Annotated in this window: 19 protein-coding genes; 11 read left to right on the top strand and 8 right to left on the bottom strand. The window is 69.3% G+C overall.

Translation table 11 applies throughout. From position 1 onward, the window contains the following. Positions 1-22: 22 nt before the first annotated feature. Complete coding sequence (gene lptG / locus MFF26_RS18235; RefSeq protein ID WP_137829185.1) at positions 23-1111, bottom strand: LPS export ABC transporter permease LptG; 1089 nt, start codon at positions 1109-1111, stop codon at positions 23-25. A gap of 13 nt (positions 1112-1124) precedes the next feature. Next, on the bottom strand, positions 1125-2294 hold the full coding sequence (gene lptF / locus MFF26_RS18230; protein WP_137829186.1) for an LPS export ABC transporter permease LptF: 1170 nt from the start codon (positions 2292-2294) through the stop codon (positions 1125-1127). A gap of 390 nt (positions 2295-2684) precedes the next feature. Between lptF and MFF26_RS18225 the strand changes: the two genes are divergently transcribed. The 4 genes from MFF26_RS18225 to MFF26_RS18210 all read left to right on the top strand — a co-directional run bounded on the left by MFF26_RS18225 (position 2685) and on the right by MFF26_RS18210 (position 7214). Further along, positions 2685-4175, top strand: coding sequence for a leucyl aminopeptidase (locus MFF26_RS18225; RefSeq protein WP_137829187.1), 1491 nt, complete (start codon positions 2685-2687; stop codon positions 4173-4175). Between the two features lie 10 nt (positions 4176-4185). Next, positions 4186-4935, top strand: a complete 750-nt coding sequence (locus MFF26_RS18220; protein WP_137829188.1) for a hypothetical protein — start codon at positions 4186-4188, stop codon at positions 4933-4935. A gap of 75 nt (positions 4936-5010) precedes the next feature. Further along, positions 5011-6705, top strand: a complete 1695-nt coding sequence (locus tag MFF26_RS18215) for an AMP-binding protein (RefSeq protein WP_137829189.1) — start codon at positions 5011-5013, stop codon at positions 6703-6705. Between the two features lie 26 nt (positions 6706-6731). Further along, the gene (locus tag MFF26_RS18210) at positions 6732-7214 is read left to right on the top strand and encodes a hypothetical protein (RefSeq protein WP_137829190.1); all 483 of its coding nucleotides are present in this window, start codon (positions 6732-6734) and stop codon (positions 7212-7214) included. A 44-nt stretch (positions 7215-7258) separates the two neighbouring features. Here the strand turns inward: MFF26_RS18210 and MFF26_RS18205 are convergent, their stop codons facing one another. Next, positions 7259-8029 (bottom strand): DsbA family protein, encoded by a 771-nt coding sequence (locus MFF26_RS18205; RefSeq protein ID WP_137829191.1) that lies wholly within the window; start codon positions 8027-8029, stop codon positions 7259-7261. A gap of 302 nt (positions 8030-8331) precedes the next feature. Between MFF26_RS18205 and MFF26_RS18200 the strand changes: the two genes are divergently transcribed. Further along, on the top strand, positions 8332-9375 hold the full coding sequence (locus MFF26_RS18200) for an HD-GYP domain-containing protein (RefSeq protein ID WP_137829192.1): 1044 nt from the start codon (positions 8332-8334) through the stop codon (positions 9373-9375). 8 nt (positions 9376-9383) lie between these two features. Here MFF26_RS18200 and MFF26_RS18195 read toward each other — a convergent pair whose 3' ends face one another. Then, positions 9384-9608 (bottom strand): type II toxin-antitoxin system HicB family antitoxin, encoded by a 225-nt coding sequence (locus tag MFF26_RS18195; RefSeq protein ID WP_137829193.1) that lies wholly within the window; start codon positions 9606-9608, stop codon positions 9384-9386. A 440-nt stretch (positions 9609-10048) separates the two neighbouring features. On the opposite strand from MFF26_RS18195, the gene MFF26_RS18190 reads away from it, so the two are divergent. After that, positions 10049-11215 (top strand): pyridoxal phosphate-dependent aminotransferase, encoded by a 1167-nt coding sequence (locus MFF26_RS18190; RefSeq protein WP_137829243.1) that lies wholly within the window; start codon positions 10049-10051, stop codon positions 11213-11215. 309 nt (positions 11216-11524) lie between these two features. On the opposite strand, the gene MFF26_RS18185 is transcribed toward MFF26_RS18190, so the two are convergent. Then, the gene (locus MFF26_RS18185) at positions 11525-14623 is read right to left on the bottom strand and encodes an Rne/Rng family ribonuclease (RefSeq protein WP_137829194.1); all 3099 of its coding nucleotides are present in this window, start codon (positions 14621-14623) and stop codon (positions 11525-11527) included. A gap of 805 nt (positions 14624-15428) precedes the next feature. Between MFF26_RS18185 and MFF26_RS18180 the strand changes: the two genes are divergently transcribed. The 4 genes from MFF26_RS18180 (at position 15429) to MFF26_RS18165 (ending at position 19745) form a co-directional block, all read left to right on the top strand. Next, positions 15429-16739 (top strand): dihydroorotase, encoded by a 1311-nt coding sequence (locus MFF26_RS18180; protein WP_137829195.1) that lies wholly within the window; start codon positions 15429-15431, stop codon positions 16737-16739. Beyond that, the gene (gene plsY, locus MFF26_RS18175; RefSeq protein WP_137829196.1) at positions 16736-17344 is read left to right on the top strand and encodes a glycerol-3-phosphate 1-O-acyltransferase PlsY; all 609 of its coding nucleotides are present in this window, start codon (positions 16736-16738) and stop codon (positions 17342-17344) included. The genes MFF26_RS18180 and plsY overlap by 4 nt, the downstream gene beginning before the upstream one ends. Before the next feature lie 28 nt (positions 17345-17372). After that, entirely contained in the window at positions 17373-18581 is a 1209-nt protein-coding gene (dprA, locus tag MFF26_RS18170; RefSeq protein ID WP_137829197.1) for a DNA-processing protein DprA, read from the top strand. 327 nt (positions 18582-18908) lie between these two features. After that, entirely contained in the window at positions 18909-19745 is an 837-nt protein-coding gene (locus MFF26_RS18165) for an SGNH/GDSL hydrolase family protein (protein ID WP_137829244.1), read from the top strand. A 520-nt stretch (positions 19746-20265) separates the two neighbouring features. Here MFF26_RS18165 and MFF26_RS18160 read toward each other — a convergent pair. The 3 genes from MFF26_RS18160 to MFF26_RS18150 form a co-directional block, all read right to left on the bottom strand. Beyond that, entirely contained in the window at positions 20266-21069 is an 804-nt protein-coding gene (locus MFF26_RS18160; RefSeq protein WP_137829198.1) for an invasion associated locus B family protein, read from the bottom strand. A gap of 314 nt (positions 21070-21383) precedes the next feature. Then, positions 21384-23597 carry a TonB-dependent siderophore receptor gene (locus MFF26_RS18155; protein WP_238308279.1) on the bottom strand — a complete coding sequence of 738 codons (2214 nt, stop codon included), beginning with the start codon at positions 23595-23597 and terminating at the stop codon, positions 21384-21386. 569 nt (positions 23598-24166) lie between these two features. Continuing rightward, positions 24167-24676: a L,D-transpeptidase gene (locus MFF26_RS18150; RefSeq protein ID WP_238308295.1), complete on the bottom strand. Its 510-nt coding sequence runs from the start codon at positions 24674-24676 to the stop codon at positions 24167-24169. Positions 24677-25048: 372 nt separating this feature from the next. Here MFF26_RS18150 and MFF26_RS18145 point away from each other — a divergent pair, with 372 nt between their 5' ends. Next, positions 25049-25420: a hypothetical protein gene (locus MFF26_RS18145; RefSeq protein ID WP_137829200.1), complete on the top strand. Its 372-nt coding sequence runs from the start codon at positions 25049-25051 to the stop codon at positions 25418-25420. Positions 25421-25520: the final 100 nt, after the last annotated feature.

The following is a 25520-nucleotide window of genomic DNA, read 5'->3' as shown; positions in this document are numbered from 1 at the left end:
GCTCCCTCAGGACAACCGCACATCAGCCGTCCTCCTGGTAGAGAAGCGTGAGCGTACCGAGGAGACTCCCTACCACGGCCGGGAACCACGCCGCCACCGTCGGCGCGACCATCCCCGACGCGCCCAGGCCCTCCATGACCTGCCGCGCGACGTACAGAACGAAGCCCGCCGCCACCCCACCGAGCACCAGCTTGCCGACCCCACCAAACCGGAAGAACCTTAAGGAAACCGTTGCCGCCACGAGAACCATCGCGAGGTAGAGCAGGGGGGTCGCGAGCAGGACATCGTATCGGAGGCGGTAGCGGGTGGCATCCAGCCCGGCCCGCTCGTGCCGCGCGATGGTCTCCGGCAGTTGCCAGAAGGGCACAGATTCCGGTGGGGTGAAGCGCTGACGGAGCTGGCTGAGATCGAGGGTCGAGGCGATCAGGTAGCTGTCGTGGCTCTCGGGGGGCGAATCCTTGGTGAGGACACGCACATCCTGCAGCTCCCACCACCCGTCGTGCAGAATCGCACGCGCCGCCTCGATCTGGGCGGTGAAGACGCCGGAATCGTCGAACAGGAAGGCGGAGACGCCCGCGAGCGTGGTCGTCCCTTCGATCGCGGTCTCGGCACGCAGGATCGCCTGCCCGTCGATGCTGCGCTGGCGGATCCAGAAATCCTTGCCGGTGCCCGCCTTGGTGGCCTTGGCGAAGATCTTCGCCTCGATCTCGCTGGAGCGCTGCTTGAGCGCCGCCGAGAGCGGATTGTAGGCGCCGATGGCGATGACGCCGATGGCCAGCGCCACGAAGGCCCCGGGCTGGAGGAATTGCCAGGCGGAGATGCCGGCGGCGCGCGCCACCACCAGCTCCAGCTTGCGCGAGAGCTGGAGCAGGGCGGTCATGGAGCCGAACAGGATCGCGAAGGGCAGCACGCTCTCGGCGACCGCCGGCGTGCGGTAGAGGGCCAGCTGCGCCATCAGGCCCGCCGAGGCGCCCTGCGTGTCGCCCGCCCGGCGCAGCAATTCGACGAAGTCGAGGGTGTAGACGAGCGCGAACACCGTGACGAACACGCCGAGGATGGTGCGCGCGAATCGCCACGCGAAGTAGCGTCCGAGCGTCGGCCCGATCAGCATGGGGCGGCTCCCTTCAGGCCGATCCGGCCTGCGGACGCCGCCGCAGGGACGCGGTCATGGCGCGCCAGCGCCGGCCGAGCCGCTCGTTGACCCCGCGCACCCGGGCGCCGCCGAAGATCAGGAGGCAGGACAGGGCGATGGCCAGGAGCGGCGCGGCATAGACCGCCACCACCGCCCCGGGACTGCGCACGGCGGCGCTGCTCGCCGCGAAGCCCGCGATGCGCAGCACCACGACGGCGATCACGGCACCGGCCACGGCGAGACCGCGCCCCTGGCGCGTGGTGCGCGGATCGCCGAGCGCGGCGAAGGCGATGAAGGCCAGCGCCAGCGGGTAGAGCCAGGCGGAGAGCCGGTCATGCAGTTCGGCGCGGAAGCGGCCCTTCTGGAACTGGTAGTAGTTCTCCGAATGATCGGGGAAGAGCAACGCCGTCGTCGAGCGCTCGCGCGGCTTGTAGACCACCTCGGCATCGGGCGGCGTGAAGGCGGCGAGATCGACGGCGTAGCGCTCGTAGCTCACGATCGAGGAATCGCGGCTGTCCTTCTGCTGCCGATGGATGCTGCCCTTCTCCAGCACGAGGTAAGTCTGCCCGTCCGCCTCGGCGACGCGGCCGCGCTCGGCCAGGTAGACCACTGCCTTTCCGGGCTCGCGCTTGTCCTGAATGAACAGGCCCTGCAGCGAACCGTCGGCACCGCGCTCGCGGAAATGGAAGGTGATGCCGCTGTCGAGGGCGGTGAACTGGCCCTCCTTGACGACGTTGGCGACGAAATCGCCCCGCACCCGGGTCAGCACGTCGCGCAATTCCTGGAAGGAGGACGGCATCACCTGGATCGTCAGGAAGGCGACGACGATGCTGACGGCGAGGGCGAGCGAGAAGAACGGCTTGAGCAGCCGGCGCGGCGCCATGCCGGCCGCCGACATCACGATCAGCTCGGAATCGCCGTTGAGCTTGTTCAGGGCGTAGACGCAGGCGATGAACAGCGCGACCGGGGCGATCACCGTGATGAGCGTCGGCAGCGACAACCCGGTGATGAACAGGAAGACGAGCAGCGTCTGGCCCTTGGCCGTCACGAGGTCGAGCTCGCGCAGGGCCTGCGTCACCCAGATCGTACCGGTGAGCCCGATCAGGCAGGCGAGGAAAGCTCCGAGCGCGATCCTGAATATGTAGCGCTCGATCTGGCTCATCCCGTGCCCTCGCGGCGCCTTCGCCGCGCCCTCGCGCCGTTCCCGCCCTTAGTCTTGCCGCTCGGCCAAGGAAAGCCAAGCTGTGACGCGCAGCCGGTTCGGAGGCGCCCGGAATGCGGCTGTTTCGGGGCTGGGTGACATGACCGGACTTCGGCACCGGGCTGGAATTCAGTAATTTTCATGGCAACCCGGCCCCGGGACGGTCGAGGTGCCGCGGGTGCTGAACGGCGCTCAGGCTTGTCAGACGATTCCATTTCCGAGCGGCCGAGCAGTCTCATCGCCGCACCCCGCCCCGCGTTGCGTTCTCCGCCTCAGCGGCTACACAGGTCGCCGGCTTCACGCGCGGGGCGCGAGGGCCGCCGGAACGACGGGTGGAAAGCGAAGAGCATCATGGCCGGTGGGATCGAAATCGCCTTTGAGCCGCTGTCGTCGCAGGGTCGCGGGGGCGACCTCGTGGTGTTCGTGGGCGACGACCTCGCCCTGTCGGGAGCGGCGACGGAAGCCCTGGGCCGCCAGGGCGCCGATCTCGTGGCCCGCGCCGCTGCCAGCGAGCGCTTCAAGGGCAAGGCGCAATCGGCCCTGAGCCTGCCGGCCCCGGCCGGTGTCGAGGCCGACCGGCTCGTGGTGATCGGGCTCGGATCCGAGAAGGACCGGGCGAAGCTCGACTGGACGGTGCTCGGTGGCTTCACCGCCGGCAAGGTCGGCTCCCGGAAAGCCCGTATCGTGCTCGACTGGCCGGGCTATGGCGGCAGCGCCCGCGACGTGGCCGATTTCAGCCTCGGCGCCCGCCTGCGCAGCTACAGCTTCGACCGCTACAAGACCAAGAAGAAGGATGAGGACGAGGCGTCCGCCGCCCTGACCTTGCTGACCGCCGACGCGTCCGCGGCGCAGAATGCCGCCCAGGATGCCGCCGCGGTGGCCGAGGGCGTGATCCTGGCGCGCAACCTCGTCAACGAGCCGCCGAACGTCCTCTACCCCGAGGAATATGCCAAGCGCGTCTCGGAGCTGACGCGCCTCGGCGTCGAGGTCGAGATCCTCGACGTCGCGCAGATGACGCAGATCGGCATGGGCGCGCTCCTCGCCGTGGCGCAGGGTTCGGCCCGCGAGCCGCGCGTCGCGATCATGCGCTGGAACGGCGGCGAGGCGAACGAGCCGCCCCTGGCGCTGATCGGCAAGGGCGTGGTGTTCGATTCCGGCGGCGTGTCGATCAAGTCGGCCGGCGGCATGGAGGACATGAAGGGCGACATGGGCGGCTCGGCCGCCGTCGTCGGCACGCTGCACGCGCTGGCCAGCCGCAAGGCCAAGGCGAACGTGATCGGCGCGATCGGCATCGTCGAGAACATGCCCGACGGCAATGCCTACCGCCCGTCCGACATCGTCACCTCGCTCTCGGGCCAGACGATCGAGGTCATCAACACCGATGCGGAAGGCCGCCTCGTGCTGGCCGACGTGCTCTGGCACATCCAGGCGACCTACAAGCCCAAGGCCATGATCGATCTGGCGACCCTTACCGGCGCGATCATCGTGGCGCTCGGCCAGGACATCGCCGGCCTGTTCTCCAACGACGACGACCTGTCCGCCAAGATCACGGCGGCCGGCGAGGCGGCGGGGGAGAAGGTGTGGCGGATGCCCCTCATTCCGGCCTACGACAAGGCGATCGATTCGAAATTCGCCGACATGAAGAACACCGGCGGGCGCCACGGCGGCGCGGCGACGGCGGCGGCCTTCCTCAAGCGCTACGTGAACGACGTGCCGTGGGCCCATCTCGATATCGCGGGCGTCGGCATGTCCTCGAGCCCGTCCGAGATCAATCGCAGCTGGGGCGCGGGCTGGGGTGTGCGCCTGCTCGACCGCCTCGTGCGCGACAATTACGAGCGCTGAGCGCTCGCCCATGTCCATGCCCGCCGCCTGGATCGTCGCAGCAGCGCCGCTCGCGGCGGCGCTGCTGGCGCTCGCCACGGCCTACGCGACGGGTTTCGACCAGCGGACGGCGATGCCGCCGGACGTGGCCAGCCGCTTCTACGGCTTCTTCCTCGATCGCTACCCGCTCTTCGCCTTCGCCCTGGTCTACGGGCTCGCCCGCATCGTCGCCGTGGCCTTGGCACCGGGGCGGGCCTCGATCGTCCGCCGGCTGATCGGCGCCGCCCTCGGCCTTGCTTTGGTGCTGGGCGTCAGCCTGCACCCGACCTTCGGCGGATTGGTGCTGCGAGCGGGCTTCGGCACCGGCAGCGGCGCCTTCCTCAACGGCACGCCGATGCCCGTGTCCTACGCCCTCGGCGCGGCAGCGGCGGCGGGCCTTTTCGGAACCGCGATGGGCCTCGGCACGACCTTGACCGGCCGCCCTGGATACCCGGTCCGGCAGGGCCGCCTGCGGGCGCTGATGCTGGGTCTCGTCGGCGCGCTCGCCGCCTTCCTCGCCCTGTGGATCGGCGCCGGGCTGATCGGCGCGGCGCGGGATGCGGGCCTCGGTCCCTGGCCGCGCCGACCGCTGGACGGCCACGACCTCGCCATCGCCGCGATCCTGATCGTGGCTGCGAGCCTGCCCCACGTTCTGCTGGTGGCGTTCCGGCTTCGATCCCCGCGGCGCAACGGCGTCACGGCAGCGAGCGGCGGGTTGATCGCGCGCGCCGGAAACGCTTAAGCCTCATCGGAACAGCCGGAGCCGGCGCGAGCCCGGACCGGGAAGCACCGTCTGTGACGGGCCGGGAGGATGAGAATGGCGGAGAACCGGAGCGTGGAGCGGCCCTGGCTGTCCGCCTACCCGCCGGGTATTCCCCACGACATTCAGACAGATGCGCTCGGAACGGTCATCGATCTGTTCGATCGCAGCGTGCTGCGCTTCGCCGAGCGGCCGGCCCTGACCTGTTTCGGTGCGACCCTGCGCTATCGGGAGGTCGGCGTGGCGGCCCAAGCCGTGGCGGCGTGGCTCGCCGCACACGGCTTCGGCCGGGGCGACCGTATCGCGGTCATGATGCCGAACGTTCCCGCCTGTCCGGTCACGCTCCTCGGCGTGCTCGTGGCGGGCTGCACGGTCGTCAACGTCAATCCACTCTACACCCCGCGGGAGCTCGCCGCGCAGCTCAACGATTCCGGCGCCCGCGTCCTGTTCGTGCTGGAGAATTTCGGTCACACCGTCGAGAAGGCGCTCTCCGAGATGCCGAGTCTCGAGCGGGTCGTCGTGGCGGGACCGGGGGACCTCCTCGGCCTGAAGGGCCGGATCGTCAACACCGTGTCGCGGCGGCTGAAGAAGGCCGTGCCGCCGTTCAGCCTTCCCTCCGCGCGCATGATGCGCTTCGAGGCGGTGCTGAAGGCCGGGCGGCGGCTCGAGCGGCCGGCAATCACCGTCGAACCCGGCGATCTCGCCTTCCTGCAATATACCGGCGGCACCACCGGCATCGCCAAGGCGGCGATGCTGACCCACGCCAATATCATGGCCAATGTGGAGCAGGGCCGGGTCTGGTTCCGCGGCTCGGAGGACGATCCGGATCCGAAGGTCGCGGTGACGGCTCTGCCGCTCTACCACATCTTCGCGCTCACCGCCTGTTTCTTCTTCTTCTTCCGGATCGGAGGCTGCTGCCTGCTGATCCCGAATCCGCGCGACATAGACGGCTTCGTGAAGACCCTGAGCCGGACACGGTTCACCAACTTGGCGGGCGTCAACACGCTGTTCAACGCGCTGAACAACCATCCGAAGATCGCCAGCGTGGACTGGTCTCAGCTGAAATACGTGGTCGGCGGCGGCATGGCGGTGCAATCGTCCGTCGCCGCCCGCTGGAAGGCGATCACCGGCCAGACCATCCTGGAGGGTTACGGGCTGTCCGAGACCTCACCGGTGGTCAGCGCCAATCCCCTCGGCCTGAAGGATTGGTCCGGCACGATCGGCTTTCCCTTGCCCTCGACCGACGTGTCGATCCGCGGGGCGGACGGCTCCACCTTGCCCTACGGCGTACCCGGCGAACTCTGCGTGCGCGGCCCCCAGGTCATGGCCGGCTACTGGAACCGGCCGGAGGAGACGAGGGCCGCGATGACGGAGGACGGCTTCTTCCGTACCGGCGACGTCGCCGTGATGACGCCGGACGGGCAGCTCCGCATCGTCGACCGGATGAAGGACATGATCCTGGTCTCGGGCTTCAACGTCTACCCGAACGAGGTCGAGGACGTGCTCGCCACCCATCCGGCGGTGGTGGAATGCGCCGTGGTGGGCGCGCCCTGCGAGGAGAGCGGCGAGATGGTCGTGGCCCACGTGGTGCTGCGGGATGCCGCTTGCAGCCACGACGCCCTCCGGGCCCATGCCCGTGCCGGTCTCACCGGCTACAAGGTGCCGCGCAAGTTCGTGGTGCAGCAGGCACTGCCCAAGACCAATGTCGGCAAGGTGCTGCGGCGGGCGTTGCGCGACGCACCGACGGCTTGAACGCCGCCGTGTTCGGGAAGAGTCTAATGGTCCTCGGAAGGTGGCTCGCCGCGGCGTTCCGCTTCTTCCGAACGGCCCTGGCGGTGCTTGGCCTGATCGTAATCGTCTCGGGCGCGGCCTGGATGCTTAGCAGATCCGATGCGCCGAGCGGGGCGCAGTGGGCCGACGCTTGGGTCGTCGAGAGCATTCCAGCTCCGGACAGGCGATACAAGGCCGTCGTCTTAAACGAGAACGGCGGCGGGGGAATCTCACCCTACTGCTTCGATTCAGTCTACGTGTCGAAGGGCGATCGTCCGGACGAACAGGCCTGGGACGACGCCAATCTCGTTGTGAACGGCGGCTGCGGCGTCCTCGTCGGCGAGTGGGGAGAAAGAATCCGCTGGACCTCGCCTACCGAGCTACGCATCGCCATCGATCCCACGGTCGGCTCACGCGGGATCGCCACCATGCGGCTCCACGGCTACGCCATGAGCGGACAGGTCAAGATCGTCTTCGCCGCGCGAAACTGACCTTGGGCAAGCCCGCGCCGACGATGGCGCGGGCAGGCGTCACATCAGCAGCTCGCGTGGCCGCACTGGCGGACGTCGTTGATGGTCTTGCGCATGGCGTCCACACCGACGGCGCCGGGCAGGATCTCGTCGCCGATGACGAAGGCGGGCGTGCCCGACAGGCTGAGTTTGTCGCCAAGGCCGACATTCTCCGCGAGGGCCGCCTTCACCTCCGGCCCCTGCGCGTCCTTCTTCAGCCGCTCGACATCGGCCCCGAGTTCCTTGCCCACCGCGAGCGCCTTCTCGGCGTTGATGCGGCCCTTGCTCTCCAGGAGCTTGGCGTGGAACTCGAACATCTTCTCGGGCTTCAGCTGGAGCTTGGCGGCGAGCGCCACCTTGCTGGCCTCCAGCGACTCGGCGCCGAGCACGGGGAAATCCTTCAGCACCACCCGGAGCTTCGGGTCGGACTTGATGAGCGCCTGCACATCGCCGAACGCCTTGCGGCAATAGCCGCAATTGTAGTCGAAGAACTCCACCACCGTGATGTCGCCCGCCGGGTTGCCGGCCACGATGCCGTGCGGCGAGTTGACGAGGGCCTCGCGCGAGTCCTTGAGCGCGGCGGCCTGGGCGAGGCGCTGCGTCTCCTGGGCCCGGCGCTCGCCCTCGGCAATCGCTTCTTGCAGCACGTCCGGATTCTTGACGAGGTAATCCTTGACGATCCCCTCGATCGCCTTGCGCTGGGCATCGGTGAAGGGGGCGGCCTCTTCCGCAACGGCCGGGCCGAGCAGGAAGATGCCGGCGAGCGCGAGGGCCGGAACGGAGCGGAACAGCTGCATCGATACCTCGATTGACGCGGGCCGCGCTCCGGCAGCGGAGGCGATCCTGGACATGGCGGCGCGCCGATTATGGCACGCGGGAGCGGCTTCGCCGATGCGACGTTTCCGGGCGCCTCCGCGCCGCTCCGTCCAACCCGTGCCCGCCCCGTGCGGCGTTTTCGCGGCGCACCCTCGCCGCGTCGCACCGAATTTTGATGACGATTACAGGCAAGGCGCGATGACCCGATTAGTGGAATCATAAGCTCCGGGCGCCACAAGTTCGTGATGAGCCGGCGGAGGAAAAGGGCGGGATGGATCGCGGCATGATCGTCGTCCTCAGCGACCGACCCGATCGAAGTAAACCGCTCGTCGATGCGATCAGTGCGGTCGCCGAATGCCGGGTTGTCGGCATCGACGAGACCTGGGAACGGATCGGCCCGTTCCGCGGCGTGGTGGCCGACATCACCCTGAGCCGTCCCGAGGCCAAGACCTGCCTGCGCCGCCTCGCGCGGCGGCCCGGACGCCAGCGCATGCCGCTGATCTACCTGACCCGCAGCAACAGCCAGTCCGCCTTCACCGAGGCGCGTAATCTCGGTGCCACGGTGTGCCTGTCGGCCCATGTCGAGCCGCGACTGGTGGTGGGCTCGCTCGTGCGCGAGGTCTGGCCCGAGAAGTCGGTGGCGGACCTCGTGGTCACCCGCGAGATCGCCCGGGCCGGGGCGACGATGACGAACCTTCTGAAGACCGCCGAGACCGGCCTGATCGACATGACGGCGGTGGAAGGCGGTGTCGATCCGGTCCTCGATGCGATCCACGACGGCGGCCTGTCGCGCTGGCTCGACGAGGTCTGGGCCTACGACGACGTGACGTTCCAGCATTGCCTGCTGGTCTCCGGCACGGTGGCGGCCTTCGCCCTGAGCCTGCGCCTGTCGCAGGCCGACCGCCAGCTCCTCACCCGCGCCGCGCTGGTTCACGATGTGGGAAAATCGCGGATTCCCCACGCCATCCTGAACAAGCCGGGCCGCCTCGACGACGACGAACGGGCCGTCATGCAGACCCACGCGCCGATCGGTCACGAGATCCTCAGCGCCTCCGGCGGCTGCGATGCCGTGACCCTCGCGGTCACCCGTCACCACCACGAGATGCTCGACGGCTCCGGCTATCCCGACGGCCTCTCAGCTTCCGAGATCAGCGACCCGGTGCGGCTGCTGACGATCTGCGACATCTACGCCGCGCTGGTCGAGCGGCGGCCCTACAAGAAGCCGATGTCGACCCGCGACGCCCTGTCGATCCTCTCGGCCATGGACAACAGGCTGGAGGGCGGCCTCGTCCAGGCCTTCGCCAAGGCCGTCGAGACTGCACCGTAACTTCTTGGCTAGGCCCGACGGGCGGTGATTTCGGCTGGATTCGGAACGTCCCGTCCCAAGCGACGCGCCGCCGCAATCCAGCATTCGATGGCGTCCTCGACATTCGCCATAGCCTGCTCGACCGTCTCGCCGTCCGACATGCAGCCGGGAAGATCGGGCACGGTCGCGCACCATCCGCCCCCTTCAGAGGCGGGAAGCCAATCCAGTCTGACGTAATAGTCACGAACGAACATCGGACAGGTTCCTGACGCGATCCACGAAGGCAACGAACCGCCGGATGTAGATCGGGCGGATCGGTCGCTTGAACGGCACGATCAAAATGTCAGTCTGGCTCGGATGGACAGATCGTAATGTGAGCCCCGGGTCGGCGGGTGGCAAGCGATCCCGAAAGCGCGGCAGACGGCCTCGACATCGGCAATGGTCCAATCGCCGAGCGGGCTGTTCCGCATCGCTTCGAGTTGTTTTTCGACTCGGCTCATAAAGCTGCATTCGGAGAGAGAATCAGCAACACTCTTATCAATCCAAGGTAGCATTGTCGAAGCCCGGACCGAATCTCCCCTATCGCGAGCGGGCGTAACGTTCGGCAGGCCGTTTCACATGGGCTTTCCCCTCGCTCCGCCATCTCAATCTGCTATGGGCGGCGCGTCCCGCGCCCACGGAGCCTCCCATGCGAATCGATCCCGACCCGTCGCTCTCGCGTCGGGTCCAGGCCGTCGCCCCCTTCCTCGCCATGGACGTCATGGCCGCCGCCGGCATCCGGGAGCGGCGCGGGGAGAGCGTGATCCATATGGAGGTCGGACAGCCCTCGGCCCCCGCGCCGCGGGCGGTGATCGCCGCGGCGCAGACCGCCCTCGCCGATGGGCGCATTCCCTATACCGAGGCGCTGGGAATGCCGCGCCTGCGCGAGCGCATCGTGCGCCACTACGCCGAAACCTACGGGGTCCGGATTCCTCCGGAGCGGGTCGTGGTGACGACGGGGTCGTCGGCGGGCTTCGTCCTGGCCTTCCTGGCCCTGTTCGACGCGGGTGCGAAGGTCGGCGTGCCGTGTCCCGGCTATCCGGCCTATCACGGCATCCTGCGCGCGCTCGACCTGATTCCGCAGCCGCTGATCCTGCGCGCCGAGGACCGCTTCGCCCCCACCAGCGCCCTGGTGCGCGAGGTCCACGCGGCCGAGACCCTGGCGGGATTGCTGGTGATGAGCCCGGCCAACCCGTCCGGCACGGTGATCGAGCCCGACCGCCTCGCCGATCTCTGCGCCACCGCCCGGGCTCTGCGCCTGCCGTTCATCTCCGATGAGATCTATCACGGCCTCAGCTACGGCGTGCCGACGGCGACGGCCCTCCAGTTCGACCCGGATGCCGTGGTGATCAACTCGTTCTCGAAATTCTACTGCATGACCGGCTGGCGGATCGGCTGGATGGTCGTGCCCGACGCCCTGGTCCGGCCGATCGAGCGGCTGGCGCAGAACCTCTACATCTCGGCGCCCTACCTCTCCCAAATCGCGGCACTCGCGGCCTTCGACGCGCTCGACGAGATCGGTGCCGTGCGCGACGGCTATGCCCGCAACCGGGCCCTTCTGCTCGACGCCTTGCCGGGGCTGGGCTTCACCGGCATCCACCCGGTGGACGGCGCCTTCTACCTCTACGCCGACATCGCCCGGCACACGGACGACGCGACCGCGTTCTGCCGGCGCATGCTCGACGAGACGGGGGTGGCGGCGACCCCCGGCCTCGATTTCGATCCGGGGGAGGGCGCCCACCACGTCCGCTTCTCCTTCGCGGGCTCGGAGGCGGCGTGTCGCGAGGCGGTGACGCGGATCAAGGGATGGATCGGGCGGTAGCGGGGCATCGAGACCGGAGCGGGCCGAACCTTCGCTCGCGCCCTCGTCCTACCGGAACCGCCGGACGGAATGCGCGCGCCATCCGTGACCGGCATCGGGAGTTGCCGTCGATCCTAGAGCACGATGCGGAAAAGTGGAATCCGGTTTTCCGGAATCATCGTGCGACCACAAAGAGATAGATCGTGCCGCTGTTTCCGTAGACATGCAGCACGCTCTCGAAGAGCAGAACGGAACCCGATGGCGGAGAATCCGCCGCGCGCGGACCCGTTGCCGAACGGGGCCGGGAGAACCCGGCCCCGATTCTTGGGCTTACTCGCCGCTGAGCGCGGCCTTCGTGCGCGACCACCAGCCGGCCCGCTTCGGACGGTTCGGATCGGGGGGGGTGAGCACCACGGCCACCGGCTCCGGAGCCGGCTCGACCGGCGCGGCGGCCGGCGGCAGCGCGTCCGCCGCGATCGGTTCGGCCTCCGGCGCGGGGGCGACCGGCGGCGGCGCGGCGGCGGCACCGTTGCGGGCATCGATGGCGACGGTGGTCACGTCGGCGACGCTCACGGGCTCTTCCGGGCCGACCGGCAGGACGTCGGCAGCCGTCTCCTCGGCGGGCGCTTCGGCACGGACCGACTCCGTCGCACCGGCCTGCACCTCGTCGGCGTCGGCGGCCTCGTCCTGAACGGCGTCCTGCCCATCCTCACGACCGCGAGCCCGGCCCCGGCCGCCACGGCGACCCCGGCGGCGGCGGCGACCGTTGGCGTCACCCTCCGAAGCGGTCTCGTCCCGCTCGGCGGAAGCCTGCACGGCCTCGCCGGACTCCTCGGCCACTTCAGCGTCCTCGGCGTCGTCCCCGCGATCGAGGGCGACGACCGAATCGGGTTCCTCGCCGCCATCCGGCGCACCGTCCTGGTCGCCGTCCTGCTCGTTGTCCTGGCCGTTCTCCTCGCCGCCGGCGCGGGACTCGCCCTCGCCGCCGCGTCCACCCCGGCGACGGCGACGGCGGCGGCGGCGACCGCCCTCCTCGCTGCTCTCCGCGGCCGGACGGCTCTCGGCGGGGGCCTCCTCGGCTTCCGCCTCGGACTCGATGACCTCGTCCTCGACGACCTCGTCCTCGAACTCCTCGGCCTCGTAGACCGGGGAGATCGCGACGGCCCGCACGCCGGTGGCCGGCCCGGCCGTCTTCACGGCGAGGTCGCCCCGGTCGAGCTGGAACGCGGAGGTCGCGGCCAGGCGCTCGTCGGCCGAGATCGTGATGGCGACGGAGAAACGCATCTCCAAGTCGTAGAGATGGGCCCGCTTCTGATTGAGGATGTAGAGCGCGACCTCGGTATGAGTGCGCAGGATCAGGTTGTGCGAGGAGGACTTGATCAGGGCCTCCTCCAGCGAGCGCAGGATGTGCAAAGCCACCGACGACGTCGCGCGAACGAAGCCCGAGCCGCCGCAATGCGGGCAGGGGATCGAGGAGGATTCGAGCACGCCGGTGCGAATCCGCTGGCGGCTCATCTCGAGCAAGCCGAAGGGCGAGATGCGGCCGACCTGGATGCGGGCGCGGTCGTTCTTCAGCGCCTCGTTGAGCCGCTTCTCGACGGCGCGGTTGTTGCGCTTCTCCTCCATGTCGATGAAGTCGATCACGACAAGGCCGGCGAGATCGCGCAGGCGCACCTGACGGGCGACTTCTTCCGCGGCTTCGAGGTTCGTTTTGAGCGCGGTGTCCTCGATGTCGTGCTCGCGCGTCGCGCGGCCGGAATTCACGTCGATGGAGACCAGCGCCTCGGTCGGGTTGATGACGAGGTAGCCGCCCGAGCGCAGGGCCACATGGGTCGAGAACATCGCGTCGAGCTGCTGCTCGACACCGTAGCGGGCGAAGAGGGGCGCCACTTCGCGGTAAGGCTTCACGACCTTCGACTGGCCGGGCATCAGCATCCGCATGAAGTCCTTGGCCTCCCGATAGGCGTCCTCGCCTGAGACCAGAACCTCGTCGAGATCCTTGTTGTAGAGGTCGCGGATCGCCCGCTTGATCAGGGAGCCTTCCTCGTAGACGAGCGCCGGGGCGGTCGAGGACAGGGTCAGCTCGCGCACGCTCTCCCACAGGCGCATCAGGTATTCGAAGTCGCGCTTGATCTCGGGCTTGGTGCGCGAGGCGCCGGCCGTGCGCAGGATGATCCCCATCCCCTCCGGCACGTCGAGATCGGAGACGACCTCCTTCAGGCGCTTGCGGTCGGCCGCGCTCGTGATCTTGCGGGAGATGCCGCCGCCCCGGCCGGTATTGGGCATCAGCACCGAGTAGCGGCCAGCAAGCGACAGGTAGGTCGTCAGCGCCGCGCCCTTGGTGCCGCGCTCCTCCTTGACGACCTGCACCAGGATGATCTGGCGGCGCTTGATCACCTCCTGGATCTTGTACTGGCGGCGATAGGCGCGGGGACGCTCGGGCAGCTCGGCGAGCGCGTCACCGGCGCCGCCGACCTGGGCGACCTTGGGCTCGCCATCCTCGTCGTTTTCGTCGTCGTCGGATTCCTCGTCCTCGTCGGAATCGTCCGAATCCTCGTCGTCCTCGTCAGAATCGTCCTCGTCGGACTCTTCGTCGTCCTCGTCTTCTTCCGAATCCTCGTCGGCATCGGGGGCGACGTCACGCGCCTCCTCCGTGACGGGGGCGGAGGCCGCGACCGGCTGCGGCGTCGCCTCGGCGGGTTCGACTTCGGAAGCGGACTCGGCGTCCTCGACCGGCGGATTCGGTGCCTCGGAGATCGCGGCGATGTCGGACGGTTCGACCTTCGGCTCGGCAGACTCGGCGGCGGGCGCATCGGCGCCGGGTTCCAGGGCCGATTCGGGCAGGGCCGCGGAGGCGTCGCCGCCCGGCACGGGAATCTCCTCCGGCGCAGCACCGAACACGGTCCCCTCGCCATCCTCCTCGACGATCGCGGCACGCACGGCCTCGATCGCCACGGGCGATTCGGAATCGGCCGCCGGGCCCTCACCGGGAATGGCGGCGTCGGGGCTCACGGCCTCACCGAACGAATCCTCGGCCGAGACGGTTTCGTCGGAACGGGCCCCCCGGGCCTCGGCCCGGCGCCCGCGCGCGCGGCGGCCCCGCGTGCGGCGCTCCTCGCGCTCGCGGTGCTCCTCCTCCTCGCGCGCCTCCGCCTCCAGCAGGGCGAGGCGATCGGCCATCGGGATCTGGTAATAGTCCGGGTGAATCTCGTTGAAGGCGAGGAAGCCGTGGCGGTTTCCGCCGTACTCGACGAAGGCCGCCTGAAGCGAGGGCTCCACGCGGGTGACCTTGGCGAGATAGATGTTGCCCCGCAGAGGCCGGCGGTTGGCGGCCTCGAAATCGAATTCCTCGACCTTAGAGCCGTGGACCGTGACGACCCGGGTCTCCTCCGGGTGCGTCGCATCGATGAGCATCTTGTTGTTGGCCATGACGTGCTTTCGACATGGCGGCCGACGTCGTTCGCCTCGCGCTCGCGCCGCTTGGTCCCGGCGGCGCCGCCCCCGGCCTCAGAGCCGGAAAGGGAAAGACGCGTGCCGGCCTCGTCACCGAGGTCGCGGAAGATGCGGGGAGGGGATTGCCGTCAACCGCCGTAAGGCGCCGGGCATCGGCGCGCTGGGGGTTGAACAGGGCCGGCACGGAGGGAGACGCGGGGCGACGCGGAAACCGCGCGCCACGAGCACGAGCAACGGCAACCGATGCTGTGCGTCCTCCCATCCTTGAACCGGCCTCGCGAAAAGAGCGGGCCGGCAAGCGGCCCTTCGGGATTTCATGGGTGCGGCGCCCCCTGAACCTTGAGGAGGCCGCAAATGCCGTGACACCCGCCCGGATGCCGGGAGGCGCCGACTGACGCTGAAGCAATTCGAGCGAGGCAGGCGCCGTCACGAGACCCGGGCGCGCCCGAGGGCCGCCGAAGCGCCAACTCGGGAATGGGGTCGATACCATTACAGAGTGTCGCGGGATGAATGCAAGGGGCTCGCGCGTTGCCGAAGGGCGTCGCCCCCAGGGTGACAGGATCGCGCCCGGCTTTCCCCGGGCGCCCGCGACCTCCCGGTGAGACGGCGGACCTCCCGTGCGCTTCTCGCAACGTACAGGCGGCGAAACCCCGGCGAACCGCCTTCGGGCTCCTGCGCCCGGTGCGGAGGCTCTGGTTCTGGCCTCGACACTGGTTTACCGACATGCGCGGCGCCCGGCCCAGGCTCGGCCGGGTGCATGGGGAATCGTCGAACTCGGCCGATGACAGTCGCTCCGCTCCTCCTCACGAACGCGCAGCTCCTCGACCCGGCCACGGGCCGCGCGGGTCCCGGCGCCGTCTTGGTGCGCGACGGCCGAATCGACGACGTGGCCTGGGGCGCCGCCCCCGGCGCGCCGGATCAGGCGACCCGGATCGATTGCGGCGGGCACGTGCTGACCCCCGGCCTGATCGATCTGCGCGCCTTCGTCGGCGAGCCGGGCGCGGAACACCGCGAGACCCTGGCCTCGGCGAGCGCCGCCGCCGCGGCGGGAGGCGTGACCACCCTGGTCTGCATGCCGGACACCAACCCGGTCATCGATGGCCCGCCCATCGTCGATTTCGTGCTGCGCCGCGCCCGCGACACGGCGAGCGTCAACGTCCTGCCGGCCGCCGCCATCACCAAGGGCCTGGCGGGCCGCGAGATGACCGAGTTCGGCCTGCTGCAGGAGGCCGGCGCCGTCGCCTTCACCGATGGGCTCAAGGCGGTGACCAACGCCCAGGTGATGCGCCGCGCGCTCACCTATGCCCGCGATTTCGGCGCGCTCCTCATGCAGCATGTCGAGGAGCCGGATCTCGCGGCGGACGGCGTCATGAACGAGGGCGAGATGGCCTCTCGCCTCGGCCTGCTGGGCGTGCCCCGGGAAGCCGAAACGATCATGCTGGAGCGCGACATCCGCCTCGTGCGCCTGACCGGCGGGCGCTACCACGCGGCGATGATTTCGTGTGCCGATTCCGTCGAGATCGTGCGGCGGGCGAAGGAGGCGGGCCTGCCGGTCACCTGCGGCGTGTCGGTCAACAACCTCGTGCTGAACGAGGGTGACATCGGCCACTATCGCACCTTCTGCAAGCTCTCCCCGCCGCTGCGCCGCGAGGACGATCGGCAGGCGGTGATCGCTGCGCTGAACGACGGCGTGATCGACGTGATCGTCTCCGATCACAATCCCCAGGACGTGGAGACCAAGCGTCTGCCCTTCGCCGAAGCCGCCGACGGCGCGCTCGGCATCGAGACCCTGCTCGGCGCCGCGTTCCGCCTCCTCCATACCGGCGACGTTCCGCTGCCCCGGCTCCTAGCCGCGCTCTCGGCCAATCCCGCGAAGCTCCTCGGGCGCGAAGCCGGCCGCCTGACAGCCGGCGCGCCCGCCGACCTCGTGCTGATCGATCCCGATCTGCCCTACGTCCTCGACAAGAGGCAGCTGAAATCGCGGTCCAAGAACTCGCCGTTCGATGAGGCCCGGCTCCAGGGGGCGGCAGTCCTGACGGTCGTCGGCGGCCGGATCGTCCATCGCTCCGACCTGTTCGAAGTCGCCGCATGAACGCTCTTCTCGAAGCCGGCTGGCCGCTGCTGCTCGCGGCGCTCGCCTTCGGCTATCTCCTCGGCTCGATCCCGTTCGGGCTGATCTTCACCAGGATCGCCGGGCTCGGCGACGTGCGGGCGATCGGCTCGGGCAATATCGGGGCGACCAACGTCCTGCGCACCGGCCGTAAGGGACTCGCCGCCGCGACGCTGCTGGGCGACGCCCTCAAGGGCACCGCCGCGGTGCTGATCGCAGGCTTATGGGGCGAGGGGCCGGCCTTGGCGGCCGGGCTCGGGGCCTTCCTCGGCCATCTCTTCCCGGTCTGGCTCGGCTTCAAGGGCGGCAAGGGAGTGGCGACCTTCATCGGCATTCTCATCGCCCTCAACCCGCCGACTCTGCTCGCCTTCGCGGCGATCTGGCTCGGCCTCGCCTTCGCGCTGAAATATTCCTCCTTGGCCGCCCTCGCGGCCTCCGCCGCGACGCCGCTGGTCCTGTGGGCCCTGGGACACGGAGACGTTGCAGCGCTCTTCCTCGTTCTCGCGGCTTTGCTATGGTGGAAGCACGCTCCCAATATCCGCAGGCTCGCCGCGGGCACCGAGGGGCGGATCGGGCAGAAGGGCTGACACCGACTCCCGGACATGGGGGTACGCGATGCAGCTCACCGACGCGCAGCGCCTCGATTGGCTGCGTCTGATTCGCACGGAGGGGGTCGGTCCGCGCACCTTCCGCGGCCTCATCAACCGCTTCGGCAGCGCCGCTGCCGCCCTCGATGCCCTGCCGGACCTGACCCGGCGCACGGGCAAGCCGACCGTGCCGGCCTCGAAGGCCCTGGCCGAGCGCGAGATGGCCGCCGCCGCACGGCTCGGCGTGCGCTACCTCGCCATGGGCGAACCGGACTATCCCAAGAGCCTGCACGCCACCGATACGGCGCCGCCCCTGATCGCCCTGCGCGGCGAAGTCGGTGCGATCCTGAAACCGGCAGTCGCCCTCGTCGGCTCGCGCAACGCCTCGAGCGCCGGCCTCGCCTTCACCGAGCGGCTCGCCCGCGGCTTGAGCGAGGCGGGCATCGTCGTCGTGTCCGGTCTCGCCCGCGGCATCGATGCCAGCGCCCACCGTGCCTCCCTCGGCGGCGGCACCGTGGCGGCGCTGGCGGGCGGCCACGACAAGATCTACCCGGACAACCACAGGAGTCTCGTCGAGGAGATCCTCGGGGCGGGCGGGGCGCTCGTCGCCGAGATGCCGATGGGCTGGGTGCCGCGCGGGCGCGATTTCCCCCGGCGCAACCGCATCATCTCGGGACTCAGCCTCGGCACCGTCGTGATCGAGGCGGCGCGGCGCTCCGGCTCGCTCATCACCGCGCGCTTCGCCCTCGAACAGGGGCGGGAGGTGTTCGCCGTACCCGGATCGCCCCTCGATCCGCGGGCGGAGGGCACCAACGATCTGATCCGCCAGGGCGCGACGCTGGTGGCGGAGGTCGAACACGTGCTGACCGTGATCGAACCGCTGATCTCCGGCGCTACGCTCCCGGGCGGCGGCGTGAACGACCGACCGGAGGCAGAACCGCTGGATTACTGGGACGAGATCGACCTCGACGGTCGGGACCGTCGCCCCGCCCATGGCGCGCTGTGCGAGGAGCCGCTCTCCTTGACGGCCCTCGATGCATCTGGACCCTCCGAAGCCGGCGATGCCCATGCACGCCTTCTCGCGGCCCTGAGCCCAACCCCCGTCGGCACCGACCTGCTCGCCCGCGCCACCGGACTGCCGGTGCGGGTCGTCCAGTCCCTGCTCATGGAACTCGAACTGTCGGGCCGGATCGAGCGTCACGGCAGCGGCTCGGTCTCGCTGCGGTCACGGGGGTGATCCGGCTCCGCCCCGGCGGCCCGGTGCGACACTCATCTTGCGCACAATTCACATTGAGGGCAGTTAACCTTTGCGCAATTTATTTCATTTGCCCGGATCTCGGGCCCTCCGTTAAATCCCCGCCGGAGCAGGGGATCGGCGTCGTGGGCGTCAGTTCCAACGGTCCCTCCGGATCGGCCGCGATCTTCCCGCTCCCCAGAACCGGGCGATATCGCCCCGGACCGGCCTGCCGCAGGCGCAGATCGGCTTCCGCATATCTCGGCCTGCCGGTCGCCCAGGTCTTGGACCGGACGCCGTGGGGTGCAGGACGTCGCGACCGTGATGCGGATGCTCTTCGGAAATCGGGTCCGTCCCGCCGGCCAGCGGCTCACGCGGGCGGCGATCTTCGGGCTCGCCCTCAGCCTGTCCTCCACCGCCGTCCTCGCCTATGCCGACCTGCTGCCGGCCGGTCTCGACCTCGGCCTGTTCGACGACGAGCCCGCCCCCGCCCCGGGGAGCCTGCCGCGGGTGGCCCGCCGCATCGCCACGGGCGAGCCGTTGCGGATCGTCGCCTTCGGCTCTTCCTCGACGGAGGGGATCGGCGCCAGCACCCGCTCGGCCTCTTATCCGGCCCGCCTTGAAGCGCTGCTGCGCCGCGCCCTGCCGCAGCTCGCCGGCGACATCCTCGTCGACAATCGCGGTATCGGTGGCGAGGCAGTGGACGAGATGCTGGCTCGCCTCGACCGCGACGTGATCACGCCCGCGCCCGACCTGGTGATCTGGCAGACCGGCAGCAACGATCCCCTGCGCGGGATCTCGCTGGCGCATTTCCGCGAGGCCACGGAGGCGGCGGTGGCCCGCATCCGCGCGGCCGGCATCGACGTGGTGCTGATGGAACCGCAATGGTGCCCGACGCTCGATGCGACGCCGGGGGCCTACCGGTTTCGCGATGCCGTGCGGGACATCGGCGCGGAACTCGGCGTGCCGGTGATCCGCCGCTCGGACCTGATGCGCGGCTGGATCGCCCAGAGCCGTCTCACCCGCTCCGAACTCTTCGCCAAGGACGGCCTGCACATGGCCGATGGCGGCTACGCCCTGCTCGCCGAGGCCGCCGCCGCCGAGGTGGTGCGCGGTGCCGACGCCGTGGTGGAGGTGGCGGAGGCGGGACCGACGGTCGTGGAGTAGGCCGGCTCGCCGACGCGACCGAAGCCAATCCGTCATCGGCCTACCCGCAGCCCTCAGCCTCGCTGGGTCCGCCAAGTCTCGGCATCCGCCCGCTCCCGGAACGGCCGACGGATGTCCGTAATCAAGTGTGCACCCGCGATGTCATAGGCTGGCCGCTCGCGGCGCTGCCGGCCACGGGATCTCCGTGGCCAAGCTCGTTAGCGGCGGCGATGTGGCCCTTGGTTCGCCTGCACGCCGACGCTCGCCACTGTGCGGGCCCATGCGGGGACCCACGGGCGATCGAGCTTCCGCGTGGAGATGCACCGCCCCTTCGATGCGGGCCCGCCCGGAGCGAGCGGGGACTTCCACCGCCGCCCCAGGGCGCTGCGGCTTGCCGCTGATCCTCGCACCACGGACGCGATCCGGCCGACCGCATCGTCCGCGCGATGATGGGGCGAACCCGAGACACGGAAAACCCCGCCGCGGAGGTCCGCGGCGGGGCGATACGGGGCTGTCCTGAGCGAAGGGCCGGGCTCGGCGCTTACTTCGGCGCGGCGCTGGGTGCCGGAGCGGCGGGAGCGGGGGCTCCGCCCTGCTGCTCCAGCTTCTTGCGCATCTCGTCGCTGCGCTTCTCCATCTCAGCCTGCAGCTTCTTCTGCTGCTCCTCCAGCACCTTCGGATCGATGGCCGGGCCGTCGAAGGACTTGCCGAAGCCGGCGAGCGGCACGGCGAACACGACCTCGCGCTGGGTCTGGTTCTGGACCGAGACGTTGAGCGTGGTGCCCTTCTTGAAGGCGGCGAGCAGCTCGGGGGAGATGCTCGGGGCCTCGGCGAAGCAGCCGTTGGGGAAGCAGACGGCGAACTTGCCGGCGGTCGCCTCCTTGCCGTCCACGCTGAAGCGGATGCCCGGGGCGAGCATCAGGCCGAGCGGGAGGAGGAAGCGGACGACCTTCACCTCCTGCTTCGCCGCCGCGTTCTTCATGTCGTAGAGCGCGACCGCCATCACCGGCTGGCCCGAATCCGACACGAAATCGCGGGTGGTGTAGCAGACGTCGGTCCCCGACCCGTTGTCCTTGCCGCAGACCTTGGTCCAGTCGGCCTGGCTCGGCTCGGACTTCACGTTGATGATCTGCGGGCCGGCCTGCTGAGCCTGCTGCCCGGCGGGCGCCGCCGGCTGGGCCTGGGCGGGGGCCGGCGTCGGGGCAGGGGCCGCCGGCTTCTTGGCAGGCGCCTGCGCGAAGGCCGTCGCGCCGAAGCCGGCCCCGAGGCCCGCCATGGCGAGGAAGGCGGCCACGCGAAGCGGGCGCGCGGAGGGCTTGGCCATGGAAGACTTGGCAAGGAACATCGGCGTTATGACCCCTTTGACGGATGGCGCCTGGAACGTTGACGTAGCGCCTTTTGAAGGATGCGCACCGGTCTTACGAAAATGCGGCCCGGCTCGTCGCGGCGACGGGACCCCGCGGAGCCCCTTGTCCGAACTGCGCCGCGCCGCGCAAGGCGGGCCCGGCGCGATCCTCGTCCGGACGAGCGGGCGGCCTGCTTTCCCCTCGAATGAGGCGAAGGCATGACGCTTGCGCCGTACACGCCTCGTCGCGGCGGCTCAAGCGGCGGACGAGGCTCCCATCCGGGCGCGGCCGCGTCACCGCCGGCATCGCAACCTCAGAACCGCGCCGAGACACCGCCCATGATCGCGCGGGGCAGACCCGGCGTGGCGTAACGGTTCTGGTAGGCGCGATCGTAATAGACCTTGTCGAGTAGGTTCTCGACGTTGAGATAGATCTTCACCTCCGGCGTGATCCAGTAATAGGAGATCAGGTTGACGACCGTGTACTCGGGCAACCGGAACGTCGACGCTGCCGTCCCACCGTTGCGGGCGCCGACATAGGTCAGACCGCCGCCCAGACCGAGCCCTCGCAGCGGGCCACCCTGGAACTCGTAGACGCTCTGCATCCCGAAGCTGTTCATCGGCACGTTCGCCAGCCGGGTTCCGACCGGTATCGTGGTGTCGCGCTTCACGGCGGCATCGACATAGGCGTAGGTGCCGATCACCCGCCAGCCTGGCGCGAGGTAGCCCGCGATGCTCAGGTCGAAGCCGCGGCTGCGCAACTCGCCGGCGGCGATGGAGAAATTCGTGTTGGCCGGGTCGGTGGTCTGCACGTTGGTGCGCCGGATGTCGAACACTGCCGCGTTCAGATTGAGACGCCCGTCGAGAAGCGCGACCTTGGCGCCGGCCTCGATGCCCTCGCCCCCCTGGAAGGGCAGGGGCTGCGCGTTGCGGTCGACACCGTTGTTGGGCCGGAACGAGCGGGCGTAGTTGCCGTAGACCGAGACGGTGTCGGTCACGTCGTAGACGAGGCCGAAGCGCGGTGTCGCGACCGTCGCGTTGCGGGTCGCCGGATTGGCCGTCTGGGTGGCGGGCGCGTTGTAGGCGATGGTGGAGCGGTCGAGCCCCTCGACCCGCACGCCGACCAGCGCGTGCAGACGCGGCGTGATGTCGATCTGATCCTGAACGTAGCCCGCAAAGCTCTCGGTGTGCTGGAGGAAATCGGTGACCGAGTTCGTGATCGGCGGCAAGGTCTGGCCGTAGCTCGGCTCCAGCAGGTTGAGGCTGAACGGGAACCTGTTCACGTTCGACCGCGCGAAGATCTCGCGATAGCGCAGGCGGTCGTATTCGAGGCCCATGAGCAGGGTGTGGCGGAACGGACCGGTCTCGAACTTGCCCGCAAGGTTGAGCTGCAGGTTGATGTCCGACCAAGTCAGGTCACGCAATTCGTTGACCCGGTTGACGACGGGCCGGGTGATGAATCCGCCGAGCGTCCCGATGGCGTCGCCGCGAATGGTGCCGCCGAGGAGTTGCGCCCCGGCGGTGACGACCCAATTCGGGTCGATCCGGTGCTCGATGCGCAGCTGGCCCACGGCATTGTCGTTGTAGTTCGGCCCGATCGCCGGCTCGCCGATGAAGCGGTTGCGCGGCGCCACCCGGACGTCGCGATTGATCGGCACGATGCCCCGGTCGAGGGGCTGGGCGGTGCTCAGGAACTCGCCTTCCAGGGTGATCGTCGTGTCGGCGGAGGGTTTCCAGGCGATCACGGGGGCGATGTAGTAGCGGTCGCTGGATACGTAGTCGCGGAAGCTGCCATTGTCCTCGAGGGCACCGGTGACGCGGGCGAACACCTGCCCGTTCGCATCCAATGCGCCCGTGTTGGCATCAAAGGTGGTGCGCTTGCTGTTGAAGCTGCCGATCTGCTGGCCCACGGTCAGCGAGCGCTCGGCCAGCGGCTGCTTGGTGACGATGTTGAAGGTGCCGCCCGGATCGCCCCGGCCGTAGAGGAAGGCCGACGGCCCCTTGAGGACCTCGACGCGCTCGATCGAGACGATCTTCGGCGCGTTCGGATAGCCGCGGTTGATCGGGAATCCGTTACGATAATACTCGCCGGTGGCGAGGCCGCGGATCGTGAATTCCGACAGGCCGAGGCCGCCGAAATTGTTGGCCCGGCCCACGCCGGCGAGATCGAGCGCGCTGTCGATCCGCGTTGCCGCTGCATCCGTGAGCGCCTGCGCCGGCACGACGACGACGGTCTGCGGGACTTGGCGCAGAGGGGTCTGCGTTCGAGTTGCGCTGACGCTTTCCTTGGCTAGGTAACCGTCCGCCTTCAGCCGTGGAACGCCTGCACCGTCACCGGCTCCGACACCCGCGCCGCGGGCGTTGCCCGATACCGAAAGCTCCTCCAGCCGGACTTCCTGCCCGACATCTGCGGCCTGCTGCGCGGAAGCCGCCGTCCATGACAGCCCGGATCCACTGCCAGCCACGACTGCAATTAATACTGACTTTTTAAAATGACATATTGTCTTTTGCTTGTAATTATAAGTCATATTTGTAGCCACTCGTATAGGCACGTCACGAAACCTGCGCTACGACGCGGTCAAATTGACCGTCAAGCTTGCGCCCCTTTCCAGCGCCTTCAACTGATTAGAGTGTTTTCAAACTGGACCTTTATCGGTTTTTATCAGCTCCAAACTCGGCGCTTGAGACGAAGGATTGTGGCAAGGATGGCACAGTCTCCCGACCGACCTGTGGAAACGAGCGCGCGATCGGGAGGGCGACACCCGAGGCGGCCGACGGCTGGCCGTACGGCGCACCCTGTCGAGCCCGGGCGAATCGCGGGATCCGGGTACATCATGGCCTGGACCGGGGGCGTGATCCCCACGACGGCCCGCCCCCGCAGCGGCGTGGCGGACAATGCGCTTCCGGCCGATTCCGGCACTGGTGCCGGGCGCGGCGCATCGATCGACCCGCAGACGAGGACAGGATCGCGGCGCCGGAGCGGGCGACCGTCGCGCGAAGCGGTGGCGATCGAGGGCGGACGCGTGGCCGACAGGACCGGCAGGGCGGTCCGATATGGTGCGCCCGCAGATCCGGATCGTCCGCGGGCGCCGAACGATCAGTCCTTGACGACCACCTTGGTGCCGACGCGGACGCGATCATAGAGATCGACCACGTCCTTGTTGGTCATCCGGATGCAGCCCGAGGACACGGCGGCGCCCATGGTTTCCGGCTCGTTGGACCCGTGGATCCGGTAGAGCGAGGAGCCGAGATACATGGCGCGCGCGCCGAGCGGGTTGTCCTGGCCGCCGGCCATGTAGCGCGGCAGATCGGGGCGGCGGGCGAGCATCTGTGCCGGCGGGCGCCAAGCCGGCCATTCCTTCTTGCCCGTCACCGTCTTGGTGCCGGACCACGAGAAGCCCTGCCGCCCGACACCGACGCCGTAGCGGATCGCCGCGCCGCCGCCGAGCACGTAGTAGAGCCGGCGCTGCGAGGTCGAGACCACGATGGTGCCGGGCTTCTCCTTGCCGGCATAGGCGACCGTTTCCCGGGGAATGGCCTGGGTCTTGAAGACGTTGATGAAGTCGGCGAGCGGCCCGCTGTCGAGCGGGTTGGCGCGGGCCGGCATGGCGGCGGCGACGGCGCCGCCCAGGGCCAGCAACGCGGCGAGGCGCGGCAGTCGCGAATGACGGTTCGGCAAGTCGATCCTCCTCGAAGGGTCGGTCCGACCCCGCTTCAGGGGGGACCATGCCCGGTTCTGGGCCGCGGGACGGGGCAGGAGGAAGGCGAAAGCGTGGGAATCGGGCAACACCCGCCGCGAATGGGACACCGCCATGCGCGGGGACGATGACGTTCCGTTTACCGGCTGCGGCGATGCTGAGCCGGCAAGTTCATGCGTTCCCATGTCATTCCGGAGATGGCGCTTCTCCCTCGACCCACTCTGGCCAGAATGTCGCAGGCGATTGAACGGAACGGAATCCTCCCCCACACTCGGGTCACCGTGACGCTTTTCAACAGCACAGCCCGTTCCGGCCGCGCGACCGCAGGCCTTCCGACACGCCTCGTCCTGTCCGCTCTGGCCGGGCTCCTGAGCCTGCTCGTCGTCCTGGCATCGCCGGCCAACGCGGCCTTCGGCGTCGGAGGTCACCGTTACGAGACCGCCTTCGAGCAGCCGAACGCGGCCGAGCCGTCGACGGGTTCGCGCATCGATCACGCGGCGATCGACCTCGACGAGTCGGAAACGCATCTGCGGTTCGGTCCGTCGCTTCCGAGCCCGGTGCCGACTCTGTCGTCCGCGGGCGGTCGCCCGCGCTCCGACCATTCGCCCGATGGGACCGACCATCCGCTCCTCGAGCGTCCCCCTCGCGCCTGAGCGATCGCCGCGCGGCGTCGTTTTCGGACCCTTGGCCTCCCCGCCCGTCGTGGGAATGCCAAACTTCGTCCTCAGGATGCCCTCGGCCGTGACCGGCTAC

This window comes from Methylorubrum suomiense (assembly GCF_022179765.1).
Classification (GTDB): Bacteria; Pseudomonadota; Alphaproteobacteria; order Rhizobiales; family Beijerinckiaceae; genus Methylobacterium; species Methylobacterium suomiense.
The sequence above is the reverse complement of the archived record's forward strand: the minus strand, read 5'-3'. Positions and strand labels throughout refer to the sequence as shown.

What these genes read in the sequence shown, in the direction of transcription:
- lptG (WP_137829185.1), bottom strand. Translation starts at nt 1,111, where the DNA reads ATGCTGATCGGGCCGACGCTCGGACGCTACTTCGCGTGGCGATTCGCG.
- lptF (WP_137829186.1), bottom strand. Translation starts at nt 2,294, where the DNA reads ATGAGCCAGATCGAGCGCTACATATTCAGGATCGCGCTCGGAGCTTTC.
- MFF26_RS18225 (WP_137829187.1), top strand. Translation starts at nt 2,685, where the DNA reads ATGGCCGGTGGGATCGAAATCGCCTTTGAGCCGCTGTCGTCGCAGGGT.
- MFF26_RS18220 (WP_137829188.1), top strand. Translation starts at nt 4,186, where the DNA reads ATGTCCATGCCCGCCGCCTGGATCGTCGCAGCAGCGCCGCTCGCGGCG.
- MFF26_RS18215 (WP_137829189.1), top strand. Translation starts at nt 5,011, where the DNA reads ATGGCGGAGAACCGGAGCGTGGAGCGGCCCTGGCTGTCCGCCTACCCG.
- MFF26_RS18210 (WP_137829190.1), top strand. Translation starts at nt 6,732, where the DNA reads ATGGTCCTCGGAAGGTGGCTCGCCGCGGCGTTCCGCTTCTTCCGAACG.
- MFF26_RS18205 (WP_137829191.1), bottom strand. Translation starts at nt 8,029, where the DNA reads ATGCAGCTGTTCCGCTCCGTTCCGGCCCTCGCGCTCGCCGGCATCTTC.
- MFF26_RS18200 (WP_137829192.1), top strand. Translation starts at nt 8,332, where the DNA reads ATGATCGTCGTCCTCAGCGACCGACCCGATCGAAGTAAACCGCTCGTC.
- MFF26_RS18195 (WP_137829193.1), bottom strand. Translation starts at nt 9,608, where the DNA reads ATGTTCGTTCGTGACTATTACGTCAGACTGGATTGGCTTCCCGCCTCT.
- MFF26_RS18185 (WP_137829194.1), bottom strand. Translation starts at nt 14,623, where the DNA reads ATGGCCAACAACAAGATGCTCATCGATGCGACGCACCCGGAGGAGACC.
- MFF26_RS18180 (WP_137829195.1), top strand. Translation starts at nt 15,429, where the DNA reads ATGACAGTCGCTCCGCTCCTCCTCACGAACGCGCAGCTCCTCGACCCG.
- plsY (WP_137829196.1), top strand. Translation starts at nt 16,736, where the DNA reads ATGAACGCTCTTCTCGAAGCCGGCTGGCCGCTGCTGCTCGCGGCGCTC.
- dprA (WP_137829197.1), top strand. Translation starts at nt 17,373, where the DNA reads ATGCAGCTCACCGACGCGCAGCGCCTCGATTGGCTGCGTCTGATTCGC.
- MFF26_RS18165 (WP_137829244.1), top strand. Translation starts at nt 18,909, where the DNA reads ATGCTCTTCGGAAATCGGGTCCGTCCCGCCGGCCAGCGGCTCACGCGG.
- MFF26_RS18160 (WP_137829198.1), bottom strand. Translation starts at nt 21,069, where the DNA reads ATGTTCCTTGCCAAGTCTTCCATGGCCAAGCCCTCCGCGCGCCCGCTT.
- MFF26_RS18155 (WP_238308279.1), bottom strand. Translation starts at nt 23,597, where the DNA reads ATGACTTATAATTACAAGCAAAAGACAATATGTCATTTTAAAAAGTCA.
- MFF26_RS18150 (WP_238308295.1), bottom strand. Translation starts at nt 24,676, where the DNA reads ATGCCGGCCCGCGCCAACCCGCTCGACAGCGGGCCGCTCGCCGACTTC.